General features: G+C 37.8%; 9 protein-coding genes and 1 pseudogene. 2 read left to right on the forward strand and 8 right to left on the reverse strand.

Going from position 1 to position 13,836, the window contains the following annotated elements:
* Positions 1-18 precede the first annotated feature (18 nt).
* The 5 genes from truA to gst all read right to left on the reverse strand — a co-directional run bounded on the left by truA (position 19) and on the right by gst (position 4,844).
* Entirely contained in the window at positions 19-759 is a 741-nt protein-coding gene (gene truA, locus KQI94_RS08205; RefSeq protein ID WP_002355033.1) for a tRNA pseudouridine(38-40) synthase TruA, read from the reverse strand.
* Between the two features lie 111 nt (positions 760-870).
* Complete coding sequence (locus KQI94_RS08210; protein ID WP_002386294.1) at positions 871-2,652, reverse strand: hypothetical protein; 1,782 nt, start codon at positions 2,650-2,652, stop codon at positions 871-873.
* Between the two features lie 151 nt (positions 2,653-2,803).
* On the reverse strand, positions 2,804-3,730 hold the full coding sequence (locus KQI94_RS08215; protein WP_002368394.1) for an anti-sigma factor: 927 nt from the start codon (positions 3,728-3,730) through the stop codon (positions 2,804-2,806).
* A gap of 2 nt (positions 3,731-3,732) precedes the next feature.
* The gene (locus KQI94_RS08220; protein WP_002390448.1) at positions 3,733-4,197 is read right to left on the reverse strand and encodes a sigma-70 family RNA polymerase sigma factor; all 465 of its coding nucleotides are present in this window, start codon (positions 4,195-4,197) and stop codon (positions 3,733-3,735) included.
* Between the two features lie 137 nt (positions 4,198-4,334).
* Positions 4,335-4,844, reverse strand: coding sequence for a DinB family glutathione transferase (gene gst / locus KQI94_RS08225; RefSeq protein WP_002361063.1), 510 nt, complete (start codon positions 4,842-4,844; stop codon positions 4,335-4,337).
* Positions 4,845-5,176: 332 nt separating this feature from the next.
* On the opposite strand from gst, the gene KQI94_RS08230 reads away from it, so the two are divergent.
* Positions 5,177-6,580 carry a dicarboxylate/amino acid:cation symporter gene (locus tag KQI94_RS08230; protein WP_002390447.1) on the forward strand — a complete coding sequence of 468 codons (1,404 nt, stop codon included), beginning with the start codon at positions 5,177-5,179 and terminating at the stop codon, positions 6,578-6,580.
* 69 nt (positions 6,581-6,649) lie between these two features.
* Here KQI94_RS08230 and KQI94_RS08235 read toward each other — a convergent pair.
* Positions 6,650-10,342: pseudogene (locus KQI94_RS08235) on the reverse strand (polysaccharide lyase family 8 super-sandwich domain-containing protein).
* A 582-nt stretch (positions 10,343-10,924) separates the two neighbouring features.
* Positions 10,925-11,404 (reverse strand): 23S rRNA (pseudouridine(1915)-N(3))-methyltransferase RlmH, encoded by a 480-nt coding sequence (gene rlmH, locus KQI94_RS08240; protein WP_002355021.1) that lies wholly within the window; start codon positions 11,402-11,404, stop codon positions 10,925-10,927.
* Between the two features lie 400 nt (positions 11,405-11,804).
* On the opposite strand from rlmH, the gene KQI94_RS08245 reads away from it, so the two are divergent.
* Positions 11,805-13,103 (forward strand): trypsin-like peptidase domain-containing protein, encoded by a 1,299-nt coding sequence (locus KQI94_RS08245; protein ID WP_002368406.1) that lies wholly within the window; start codon positions 11,805-11,807, stop codon positions 13,101-13,103.
* Positions 13,104-13,149: 46 nt separating this feature from the next.
* On the opposite strand, the gene ytpR is transcribed toward KQI94_RS08245, so the two are convergent.
* Positions 13,150-13,770: a YtpR family tRNA-binding protein gene (gene ytpR, locus KQI94_RS08250; protein ID WP_002368407.1), complete on the reverse strand. Its 621-nt coding sequence runs from the start codon at positions 13,768-13,770 to the stop codon at positions 13,150-13,152.
* Positions 13,771-13,836 lie beyond the last annotated feature (66 nt).

Genomic DNA, 13,836 nt, shown 5'->3' on the forward strand with positions numbered 1-13,836 from the left:
CCCCACCTCTAAAGTTGTTTATTTATAATACACTTCATCTAAAAACAATCCTTGTGCAGGAGCCGTTTCACCTGCGCCTTCTCGGACTTTTGTTGCGAACAATTCATCAATTATCGCTAATTCTTTGGTGCCTGCACCAATTTCTAAAAGTGTCCCAACGAGGATGCGGACCATTTTATGCAAGAAACCATTGCCCACAAAAGTGAACTGTAACATTTCGCCGTTTCTTTCAATCGTAATCTTTTCAATCGTTCGAGTAGTCGATTTTTTGGTTTTTTTCAATGCTGAAAAGCCAATAAAATCATGGGTCCCTATTAATTTTTGGCAAGCTTGTTCCATTTTTTCTTGATCCAACGCTTTGGGAAAGTGAAAACTATGATACCGTTCAAAGGCATTAGGAATTGGGCTATTCCAAACATAGTAGCTGTATTGTTTGCCTGTGGCGTTATACCGTGCATGAAAACGTTCAGGCATTTCTGTAACTTCTTTAACAACAATATCGCCAGGTAAATATCGATTTAAAAAGGATAACATTTCGGTTGTTGTTAGTGAACTAGTCGTTTTAAAATTCGCTACTTGACCACGTGCATGTGTGCCGGCATCCGTTCTGCCTGAGCCAATAATTTCAATCGGTTCACCCGTCATTTGTGTTAAAATACTTTCAATTTTCCCTTGAATCGTTTTCTCTGAATTGCCTAGTCGTTGCCAACCTGAGTATCTTTTACCATCATATTCAATGGTTAATTTTATGTTGCGCATGGGCGAAGCTCCTTCGTATTCTTTTTCTCTCTTATCATAGCAGAAATAAGTGGATTTTTCTTCTTTTCCAAGAATAAAACACCTCTTTTCTATAGAAAAGAGGTGTTTTATTTAGTTTAATCCTGCAATTTTCAATTCTTCAACATTCGCTGCTTTAGCATTTTCAGTCACTACGGCTTTAAATGTCACTTGGTCGCCCTCTTTTAAGAATAGCGCCAGCGGACTGTTATTAGTCGTTACGCTAAAAATGGTTTTTTCATCTTCTAGTAAAAATGAAACTACCGTTTGCGCTTCCCCAGCTACTACTGAGACACGAGCTACTTTCCCTTGCATCGTTTTCAAGTTGGCTTTGTCTGTATTTTCATTGTTACTTCCTTTGGTTACTAACTCAATTCGATAAGCGTCTAATGCGCCTTGTGCCGTGTCTGCATCAATCACAATATCATTATCTACGGCGTTTATATAGACATATTTTTTGAAAATCCCTTTACTGTCCATTAACGAAACAATCCACGTTGGCACGCCATCAATGTTATAAAGGACTGGCATACTAGCTTTCCATTTCTTTTCTGGATAAATTTTTGAGGCGATAGAAATGGCGCCATCACTATCCATAATGCCGACTTTAGTATCACGATAATACGTAACTTGGCCTGTTCGGGCATTGATTAAGGAGTAACCTAAAGCGGAATCTTGGTCTTTTTCACTACTTGTAAAGTCCGTAAAATAAAGCAACTGGTTCCCTTCCTTGTTCATCATCGGCGTAATTTGTCCTGATGCATAAATACCATTTTCAGTTGGAATTTTAACATCTTTTTTGGCACCAAACATTGTCTGGTTCCACCAGCCTTGACTGTAACGACCAAAGAATTCATTTAAGCTATTCGCCGCTGAGCTAGTAATCGGCGCATCAACGAAACTTGGGGCTTTTTGACTGTCATAAACGTTAACTTCTCCTGTTGTAGCATTTAATACCGCCGTTTTAAATTCATTATAGTGCATGCGACCAGAAACCCCATACTCTTTGTAAAGCGTTTGAATATAGTAAGGATTCCCTTGGTCGTCCAGCTCTAAATTGATTGTGCCAGTTGCTGCATAACCTGGATAAGCGGAATAAATTTTTCGTGCGGCATCTTTGCCAAAGTAAGCTGAAGGAGTGTAAACGATTGGTTTTTCTACAAATTCTGGCTGTGCGTTGATATCTGTCGCACTAATGATGAAATAGCCAGGTACTTCCCCCAGTTTTAGCCATTTAAAGAAGCCATTAAATTCGACTGTTGCTACATAAACATACTCGCCATTGACAACTTGTGCTGTTATACCATCCAAAGTAAACATATTGGAATTGGGAATGACGGAAAATTTCTGTAACATTTTTCGTTTCGCCGTTTGTGGTGCAATCGCAATGGGTGTTTCTTTCGCCGAAGTTAAAACTTCAGCTTTTTCTTCCGTTTTTAAAGGAATCGTTTGATAAATTTCATCAATAGAAGAAATTCTGGTAATACTACTGACAATGGTCAACAAAATCATTGCCAAAACGGCAACACCCAAAATTTTGCCAGACCAGTCTTTGTTAGCCGTTTTGTTGGTATTCTTGCCTACTTCTTTGCGGCCCTTTTGGATACCAGGAACTTCGACTTTACTAGCTAAGCGTGTACTTAATAACACCCCACTAGCAATCACTGCGCCAATCAAATTAATCCACAACACGGTTGAAAGATTTTTACTTGGCAAAGTCACAAATAAAAAGATACCTAACAAGAGCAATTCCATCGCCATTAACAGAATGGTCCCCTTACTCTTTTTCCCTTTATTCGCTACAATTTTGGCGCCATTCGCAACTAAGATCCCGATACCAAAAAATAACGTTAACCCAATAAAATTAAAAAACATTCACTTGCCCTCCTCATAGATAAGTAAAAAAAGTGCTCCCACGCATTGTAGAAGCACTTCCTGTGATCCATTCTATTATAACGTTTTCTATTTTTACTGACAATATCGTTGAAGCAAAATCAGTCGGAAGGCTTAGAGTTTTGAAGAACGTTTATTTCTCTGGCTGAATATAAGGAACGATAGGTGCGGTCACGCCAATTGAAGCGCCACGAACAAAAGGTTCATTTTGTAAGGCTTTGAAATTTTTAGTTTGTCCGGTGAGCATGACTCCCCAAATAGGTAATTTTTCGACTTTTTTATTTTTATTTTGTTGGATAAACTTTTGGCCTTCTTGGTTGTCAGCAAACATGGGGGATTTTTCTAAGGTTTCAAAAAAGTGTTGCTTGTCGTTTTCAGGATCAAATATTTCATTTTGATCGTCCATGCTTAATTGAAAACCATAAGGCAGAGTACCAGAAGGCCCCTCTTTTTCATTAACCGTTTCGGAGTAAACATAGAGCCAAACTAAGTTGACATTGCTCGGTAACATTTTGCGGACTTCTTCATATGGATAAGGTTTATCAAAAGAAATCGCCACTTCCGCTACTTGGTTTTCCATTTTATCTAATTCAGTTAATTCGTTTTTGATACCACCATAGTAATTGGTAATCGCTGGGTTATAAAAAGATGCTACTTTCTGCTTGGTTTGTCGGTTGTATTCATAAAAATTCTTAGAAGAATAATAGCTACCAGGATAGACTTCATTCCAGTCAATCGAATTTCTGAAAAAGCTATATCTGCTACGTAAATTACTCCACTCCACCGTGTAACCATCAATATTTTTTGAACGATTGGTCACAACTTCGCCCCCAAAAGGCGAACTATTAGCAATTACTTGGGAATCTAATTGAGTGTTTGGTGAAGCAATCATTTCTTGATCATTAATTACTTCTAGTAGGGTATGATAGTTTTTCGTCGAAAGTTTATCCATTCCCACAAAAAAACCGACAAACAATACGGCAAAACTAACAACGGTTATGGCACCAATCACGATAAATTGTTTTCTTTTCGCTTTACGAATACTTTTTTTTAAATCCACTTCTATTCCTCCAGTTCTTTTTTTAATTTTTGACGTGTGCGATACAATTTTTTGCGAACATTTTCAACAGATAATTCTAAAATCAACGCAATCTCGGCATACGATAATTGATAATAATATTTCAAAAGTAATAGTTCTTGTTCCTCATCTTTTAAGGAATCGATCAATAATAATAACTCTTGCCCTTCCATTTTTTCTATTGATTTCACAGGATGGCTGTTTGCCACAAAAGTGCGTTCTCGTTTCTTTTTTCGATACATCGTAATGTAGTAATTAAATGTTACTCGGAAAAACCACGGGCGTAGATTTTCTGATGTAATTTCAGGTAATATTGAAAAAATCGTTGTATACGTTTGCGACACTGCATCTTGTGCATCTTCAAGACTTGCTCCTCGGCGAATCAAGACTTGGATGACTTCTTGCCCCAAAGAAAATAGTACTTCGTCAAAATTTGCCTCCTTTTTCATCTGATTTCTCCTTTCACTTATACAACGTTTCAACTAGGGAAAAAGTGGACAGTTCTTCGTTCATTATTTTTATGTATTTTTCTCTCAATAAAAAATGCTCCTGCTTAAGCAGAAGCATTTTTGTTTTTGCTTATTTATCATTTTCCAATGACTAATCTTCGTGTATAAACGGCTTGCCCAGAATGCATCACTGCATCATCAATCGCTGAAACTAAACGGACTTGTCTAGTCACCGGCGGGGTCCAATTTTTATCAATCACGTCTGACAATTGTTCTTCTTTGATTTGGTCTAAATAACTTTTGGTAAGTGCCACACTGGCAGCCAAATAGTCACTAAGCAATTGCTTTTCTGCCACCACGACTTTCGCCGCTTCTTCTGGTGTGTGATGCCAGTCTTCTGTCTCATCTGGCAAATCCAAGGCAAATTTTTCTGTCCAGTGTTGGCTAAGCCATAACGGTTCACTATGATTAAGTGCGGAAATTTGTAGGTCTAATTCTCTGGCTGTGTGCCACATCAGCCAAGTAACAGACTTGATTAATGGTGCGGGCATCGTGTTTGCTTCGGCAACGGTCATTTGCGCAAGTGTTTCTTCAAAACGTTCGTGCGCTCGGTCAAGGGTTTCACTAGAAAGTTGAGTGACTTTCATAAAAATACCTCCTTTGTGTTGGTGCCTGTTCTTTCGTTTCTATTTTCTATTATACTGCAAAAGAATCCGTTGTAGTTCTTTTTTGGCTGCGGTATCTGCGGAAAGGGTAAAGATCACTTTCTTTCTTCAAAAATAACACCCCCCTAAGTAAAAAAGAATTGACAATTCTCGTAGTTTCCCTTAGTATGTGGAAAAGTACCTTTAAGATAGTCCGAGAGGCTAACAAGGCAAAGTTCTGTAAAATTCTGTATTTTTGTATAGTGAATGATACGAGATGTCTTGCCCTTTTTTTGTGTGCAAGGCTTTTTTTGCGCGGTGCTTAATCAATTTATTTGGGAGGCAACAAAGTGGAAAAGAAAAAACGTGAAGTGAAAGGTATCTCATTTACCAAAAAAATGGTGATTTCATTGGTGGGAGGATTAATCGTTGGGCTCGGCTTTTTATTTTTAAGAGAGCACCTTATTCGCAGCAATCAAGGCGCTGTGTGGCAGACAATCAATCAGATTCTTTTCCAAGATATTTCAGATCCTGAAAAAGGACAATCTGCGATTGGGCTTTTCTATATTATTGGTCAACTATTTATCAACGGCCTACAATTAGTGATTGTGCCGATGGTCTTTACTTCAATTACTTTAGCCATTTGTCATATTACCGATACGCAAAAATTAGGACGAATTTCTTATAAAACAATTTTTGGCTTTTTATCGATGTCACTGATTGCTCTATTAACGGCTGGAATTGTGGGCTATAGCGTATATTTAACTGGTGCTTTTAATGTGTCGTTATCTGAAACGCTAGCTCCTGTCGAAGTAAGTACGAGCGGCAACCCATTAATGGTGATTGTCAATGCTGTCACGAAAAATATCGGTTCTGCATTTAGCGACAATGGTGCAATTTTAGCCGTTGTTGTGTTGGCAGTGATTACTGGTTTATGTATTAATGCATTAGGGGATAAAATTCGTGTTTTCAAAAGATTAATTGAAGAAGTCAATGCGATGGTCACGTTATTTTTAACGTTTGTAATTACTAAATTTGCTCCTATCGCCGTCTTTATGTTGTTAGTTCGGACGTTTGCTTCTTACGGGATTGATTATTTAAAACCAGCGTTAGTCTACGTCGTAACCACGACAGCGACGCTCTTAGCCTTTTTGATGATCGGTTACCCATTATTTATCTTATTTGCGACAAAATTAAATCCTGTTCCTTTTATTAAAAAGATTATGAAAGTTGTGGTCTTTGGATTTTCTACTTCTTCTTCGGCAGCCACTTTACCGTTAAATACAAAAACAACGGTTGAAGAGTTAGGTGTCGACAGCGATGTTGCCGCCTTTGTCTTGCCGTTAGGAATGACTATTAATATGAACGGCACAGCGATTATGCAAGTAATTGCGGCTATTTTTGTGGCGGGCGTAGCTGGTTATGAAGTGACACCAGCTAATATTGCCTTGATTGCCATTTTAGCTTTAATGTCATCCATTGGTACACCGGCGGCACCTGGCGCTGGCGGGATTATCCTTTTCACTATTTTAACTGGTTTAAACTATAACAATGAGATTGCGATTGCGACGTATTCATTGATTTTAGCCATTAATCGTCCAATCGAAATGCTCGTTACTAGCCTAAACGTGGTTGGTGATAGCGCCACTGCGATTTATGTCGCACATTCGGAAGATTTGTTGGATGAAGCCACTTATCTGACTGATGTCGCTGACTTGCAAAATGCAGAAGCGGAGTAATTAATGAAAAAGCAGACTTCTTGTATGGAAGTCTGCTTTTTCTTATGTTTTTAGTGACTCCGTAATTTTTTACTTCTTCGATTTACTTTCACGAAAAACTAGAAGACACCCACTGGCGATAACTAGAAGGCCAATAATCACAAGCGCGATCGATTTCTTTTCTCCTGTGCTCGGTAAAAATTGGCTAGCTTTTCTGAAACCACCTTGGCTTGATGGCTTAACTTGTTTCGTACCAGTTTGATCAACTCCTGTACTAGTATTTAAGTGTCCATTATTCCCCCCATTTTTTTGCTCCTTTTTATTTTCCCCACTATTTTTCAATGTTAATTGCTTCACCGCCGAACGTAGTTTTTCTTCTGCTTGGTCTACTTCTGCTTGCGTTGCTGTTGTTTGATCTGCCACAGTTTGTGCTTGTTTCAACGCTTCGCTGTAGACTTTCCAGCTGCTTGCGGTGTAGTCTTTTTCTTGATGTTTCTCGTTTTCTTTGATGATTTTCAACAAGTTGGTTTTATCTACTTCTTTGGTTGGTACTTTTGCCAATTGCTTCACTGCCGAGCGTAGTTTTGCTTCTGCTTGGTCTACTTCTGCTTGCGTCGCTGTTGTTTGATCTGCCACAGTTTGTGCTTGTTGCAATGCTTCGCTGTAGACTTTCCAGCTGCTTGCGGTGTAGTCTTTTTCTTGGTGTTCTTTTTGTTCCTGAATTAATTTTTCTAACGCTTCTTTCGTTACTTCAGGAGTTGTTTTAACTGTGATTGAACGCGAGCTGCCATTTAACCCCGCACTATTTAAAGTGATAATATTTTGGTCAACAGAAATTTCTGGGTCCGCTGCGACTACTTCAAGAATGCCCTTATCAAATTCAATAGAAACGGATGCATTATTTTGTAAAGGATTCGCAAGAGTTAAGCGATAAACACCGTTATCAATTTTTTCTGAAATAACCGACATTGGATCATACGCATACAGTCCTGCAATTTCTTGGTCATTATTCCATGTATTCATCATGACATAATGACCTGCTTCAATGGCTTGTAAGCTTGCTGTATTTTCTAGAACAGTATAGCCTTTGTTTTTAGAAAGAGCTGCGATTTCTTCATTCGTTTTCCCAACCACTGTTAAATATTCGTAAGTACCATTTTCAACAGCCTTGCCATAATTTTTACTAATTTTAGCAAATGTATTTGTATAGGTTTTATCATTAACAAAGTATTCGTTAATATCTCCGTAGCGACCAGAGCGTTCTTCTATTTGAACATCAAGCGTATTCATTGAATTAGGAAAAACATAGCCAATGTTATTCAATGGATTCGCTGCGCTTAAACTAATCCAAGAATTATCTTTGTCTGAACCTTGGTTAAGCTTCACTTCCTGTGGATGAATCATCCGATTATCGAGGATTGTTTCAATCGAAGCATCTGTCGTACCAGTAATGCCACTTCCCAAATTAATGATTTGACCATCTAATAGGAACCAAGATTTTTTAGCAACTAAGTTCATTCCTTCATTACTTTTATCTAAAAACATTCCTATAGAGGCAACCTGTCCATTATTTGAGCCACCTACCCATGACTGGGGACTGCGTTTCCCTGTATAAGCACCATTTGCCAATTCTCTTGTGTCAACTGTCGTTCCTGGTAATCGATATGGATCGATCGTTGCCCAGTATCCTTCATCAAACTGAGCAAAGTCTTGATTGTATAAATAAAGCATGCCGTCTGCTGTATGCCAGCCTTTTTTATTTTCCGTATTCCCAAATTCATAGTTTCCGACACGTTGTGAATACATACTAATACCCACCGCATATTCGTTATTTTTCTGTAGGACTCGATCCATCGAACCATATACATTTAAAGATTGCATTGGTGTCGCTTGGGCAGGTAACGCACTATTCACCACATTTTTCAAGTCAATTAACGCTTCAAAATCTCTTGGTTTTTTAAAGAAATGATAGTATGACCCACTTTGTTGAAGCCACGTTTGGATAGATGTATAAATGTCATTTCTTAAATTTTCTGGTGCAAATTTTGCAATTAAGGTTAAATTAGCTATTGTTTCTTTACCCGATTCAAACTCTGTAGTAAAAGGATTCGTTTCTGGCGCTCTGGAAATACTTCTACCAGAAACCATCGATGGCATTTTTCCATTTACCATCAATTGTTAGTAACCTTTATCAACAACATTAAATAAATTACTAATGTTAGGGTCATTCATCTCCCAATCGGAACCTTGTAAAATAGTCTGAATTCGTCCAAACCCTTTTAGCAACTCATTCCCGTAACTGCCGTTGTACGGAAAATAACCATGTTGAATCAAGGAACCATCAGGATATAAGCCATCACCTGAGGAAACACTTTTTAAAACGGACGGAACAGCTTCTTGTACTTGTACTAGGCGTTGATTATCTTCTAACAAAAGTCCAGTACCTAAAACGGTGATTGAAATATCTGTTAAGTTAGCCCCTGTTGCACGATAAATTGGCCATTGTATGTTTGGATCTTTTGCATACAGCATCAGCGGAGCAGTAAATTTATTTAATTTTTCTGCATCTGTATTCAATAGTTCATCATGTAATAAAATCAATGTATCTGTTAGCGGCTGCGCGGAACCAATTTGCCAATCCCACCAGTTACCTGTGTAATACGTTCCATTGTATTTTTTTGTATCAATCATAAATTCAATGCCTTTAACAATCGCATCATAAACTTCCGGTTTTTCAAAAAGCTCACTTGATGGTTCATAGTAGCCTAACGCTAATTTTTTAATATTGGTAAATTGAGTCGTGTAATCAGCAGACACTGTATCCGATGGTTTTCGTTCCCACAGATACCCACGATCTGCTGCTTGATTAAGCGTTTGCCATAATGCTAAACTCTCCGTAGCAATCTGGGCACGATACTGTTGCACATCTGCATCGTTATCATACTGCGTTGTACCCAACAATCGCATTTTCCATTTTGCTCGCATTTCCGCATATTGTTTATTTTCTGCTACAACAGTCACAGGAATTGTATCACTAATTTCTGTTCCTTTAATTTTGACTGTTACCTTCGCTTCACCACTCTTAACTGCTGTTAAATTACCCGTTTGATCAACCGTCACAATGGTAGGATCACTACTCGACCACTCAATCTGATCCTCTGTGATGTCTACTCCAGCTGGTGACACTTCAAAGGCTAGCTGTTGCTTTCTTTTTTCACTAATAGTCAGGTTCTCTGTTAAAAGTTTAATCGCTTCTGGCAGTCGTTTTTTTTCATATGCTTCAAACGAAATAATACTTGAACTGTAAAATTGCTTATTTGTGTGTTGCCACATTTTCATCTGCTGATATTTTACAAAACGTGCTTGTACATTATTGCCATCAATATATTTTTTGGTAGGTTGGCCACTTTGCCCATTCTCTTCTTTAAAGATAGATTGATAGCTTTCACCATCTGTTGAAACTAAGATTTCATACACAGGACTTTCTGCATGCAACTGTAAAACGAGTTCGCCAATGTTTTTTACTTCACCCAAATCAACAATTAACCATTGTTCATCTTGCTTATCAGCGGACCAGCGTGTTGTTTCATCGCCATCGACAGCTTTTTCGCCAACAAATTGTGGGTATTTCCAATTCTCTCCAATTTTTCCTCCTTCTACACCAGAATATGTCACTTCTTTTTGTAAAAATAAATCAGTTATTTCTTCTGCAGATGCACTCATCGCAGTTAGCGAGAAGCCTGTAAGCATGAAAGCAACAACGACTATTATTTTTTTAATCATATTTTTCCCCATATCTTTCTATTTTTAAGCAACCAATCCGACTTTTCCAAACACTTTTTTCTGATAATTTAATCAACTTCCTCCTCTACTAAGTATTCTATATAAAAATTAGGCATGAAAAGACAACCTAAAGTAATTACTTCAGACAGACTTTTCATGCCTAGTTTTCCCTAGTCACATGAAATATTATACATGTTTACGCTTTCACTTTAAGGTAATTTTTAATTACTGTCAATAGTGTTTTCTTCATTGAAGAGCTTATTCAACTTTTCACGTTAAAAATATTGATTTTTATGATAATCCCTTAATTTTTTCTCATTTTAAAATAATAATCATGGGTGCTGAACCTGTTTCTGAGGCACAACAATCGGACATTTTTTTTGAAAAAACAAGAGGAATGACCATTGTTTTTTGCCATTCCTCTCATTTTTATTTATTGTTTGAACGGTAGCGTTTCTCTCAATCCAGTTTGATTGAATTTTTTTATTTTCTATCAGACAAACAGACTAAAGATATTTTACTTCATATATTTTTCAAGCAATGACTTGATTTATAGAAATTACTGAGCAACCAGCCTACTTCCTATTTATGATACGGTTCCCCTTTCATAATCCGAAAACCGCGATAAATTTGTTCCACTAATACCAAACGCATTAACTGATGTGGATAAGTTAAGCGGCCAAAAGAAATTTGTTGGTTACTTCGCTGAAGGACTGAATCACTGAGACCTAAGGAGCCACCAATGACAAAGGTTAGATTACTTTTACCACTAATCCCTAATTGTTCAATTTCTTTTGAAAATTCTTCACTAGATAATTGTTTGCCATTAATGGCTAAAACAAAGACGTATTCGTTGTCATTAATTTTCCCCAAAATACGTTGGCCTTCTTTTTCTTTGACTTGAAGCATTTCAGCGTCACTGAGTTTTTCTGGGGCTTTTTCATCTGGTACTTCAATGATTTCCATCTTGGCATAGCTATTTAAACGTTTCAGATATTCATTAATGCCTTGAATCAGGTATTTTTCTTTCAATTTTCCGACTGTTACTAGTTTAATTTTCACCTATTCCACTACTTTCTCGTTTTCTCTTCTTTCTTATTTTAGCACGAAGTTTGGCTACTTTCCACAACGTTTCCACATACTTATACACATATACACAGAGTTATCCACAGAACAAACTAAAAAATTACTTTATTTAACAGCTTTTTCAATACAAACACATATTCGCCACTGATTTGTCCACATTATCCACATTCTGTGGATAACTTTTCTAAAAACTGTACACAGAGTTATTCCCGATTTGTTCACATTTTTCTGTGTATAACTTTTTCATTCGTATTTTTTCTGTAATTTTTCCCTAAGTTGTTCATAAAAAATTCAAAGCTATTCGATAGACTAAAGGAGTAGGAAACAGATATACTTAATATAGAAAATTCAGATGCACTTATTGGGAGGTTATTTTATGCAACGAAAAGATGTTACACCTAATTCAGATAAAAAAAGTTTATTGCAAAAATTTGGGATTGGTTTAGCTGGCGGCTTACTTGGTGGCGCCCTTATTCTAGGAGGCGCTTATTCTGGGATTATTCCCACACCCAACGGCGGAAATAATGCGGCGACGACGACGTCCACTAATCACGGCGACACAAAAGTCAGCAATGTGAGTTACAATGTTTCTAGCGATGTCACAAAAGCCGTGAAAAAAGTTCAAAATTCTGTGGTTTCTGTCATTAATATGCAAAGTGCTAGCAACAATTCTTCGGCAGATGATCCTTTTGGGGGATTGTTCGGTGGGAATGAAGGTACTCAAGACTCTTCCGGCAACAATGGTAACGATTTAGAAGCAGCCAGTGAAGGTAGTGGGGTTATTTATAAGAAAGATGGTAAAACGGCTTATGTCGTGACAAATAACCACGTCGTAGATAAAGCGCAAGGATTGGAAGTTGTTTTATCTGATGGCACCAAAGTGAAAGGCGAATTAGTCGGAACCGATGCTTATACGGATTTAGCCGTGATTAAAATTTCTTCCGACAAAGTTGATCAAGTCGCTGAGTTTGGGAATTCTAGTAAAATCACAGTCGGTGAGCCTGCTATTGCGATTGGTTCCCCTCTAGGCTCTGATTATGCTAACTCTGTCACACAAGGAATCATCTCTTCTGTGAATAGAAATATTACCAATAAAAACGAGTCTGGTGAAACCATCAATATTAATGCCATTCAAACCGATGCTGCCATCAATCCAGGAAACTCCGGTGGTCCACTAATCAATATTGAAGGGCAAGTCATTGGAATTAACTCAGTAAAAATTGTGCAATCAACTAGTCAAGTGAGCGTTGAAGGGATGGGCTTTGCCATTCCAAGTAATGACGTAGTCAACATTATCAACCAATTAGAAAAAGATGGTAAAGTGACACGGCCAGCTCTCGGGATTACGATGTCTGATTTAACAGGTATCTCTTCACAACAACAAGAACAAATTTTAAAAATTCCAGCTTCTGTAAAAACTGGCGTAGTGGTTCGTGGTGTTGAAGCAGCGACCCCTGCTGAAAAGGCTGGATTGGAAAAATACGATGTTATCACGAAAGTTGACGGCCAAGACGTAAGCTCTACTACAGATTTACAAAGCGCGCTTTACAAGAAAAAAGTTGGCGACAAAATGGAAGTGACTTATTATCGTGGTTCTAAAGAAATGAAAGCAACCATCGATTTAACCATTGATAAATCAGCTTTAACACAACAAAATAATCGCAGCAATCAATAAAAGAAAGAAACGACCTGTTGTTTGAACAACAGGTCGTTTCTTTCTTTTATTCTCCTACCGCAAATGCAGAACCAACTTCTGCATCAAAAGGCAATTCTAAGATTCCTTTTTTAGCAGGTGCATTTGGTAAACGTAATTCTTTTGCTGAACAAATCATTCCAAAACTTTCTTCACCACGTAAAACCCCTGGCCAAATCATTAAACCATCAGGCATCATTGCGCCTGGCTTGGCCACAACCACTTTTTGTCCTGCTTTGATGTTCGGTGCGCCACAAACAATTTGTAAGATTTCGCCGTTGTCTACTTCTGTTTGTGTGATAGATAAATGATCTGAATCTGGGTGTTTTTTACATGATTTGACAAAGCCAACCACAATTTTAGGGGTGTCGTCTTTTTCAAGGGTTTCTGAAAATCCCGCATCTTTAATCGCTGTATTGACTTTTTTGATTTGTTCGTCTGTTAAAGTCACTTGGCCAGTGCCATTAATGTCACCTAGAAGCGCTGAAGCATTGAAAATATTCCAAGCTACCACTGTTTCTGGCGCCTCAACTAAACTTACACGTGCCACATCGCCGACACGTTTTACTTGGTTTTCCGCACCTTGATCGTCCGCAACGATGACAAGTAAGACATCGCCAACGTGTTCTTTGTTATATGCAAAAATCATTTCTGTTCCTCCTCTGTCGTTTTCCTGTCTTATCTTATCAAAAATTGACCCATTGTGCATACTTTT

Origin of the sequence: Enterococcus sp. S183_ASV_20 (assembly GCF_018919685.1) — a bacterium.
GTDB lineage: Bacteria > Bacillota > Bacilli > Lactobacillales > Enterococcaceae > Enterococcus > Enterococcus faecalis.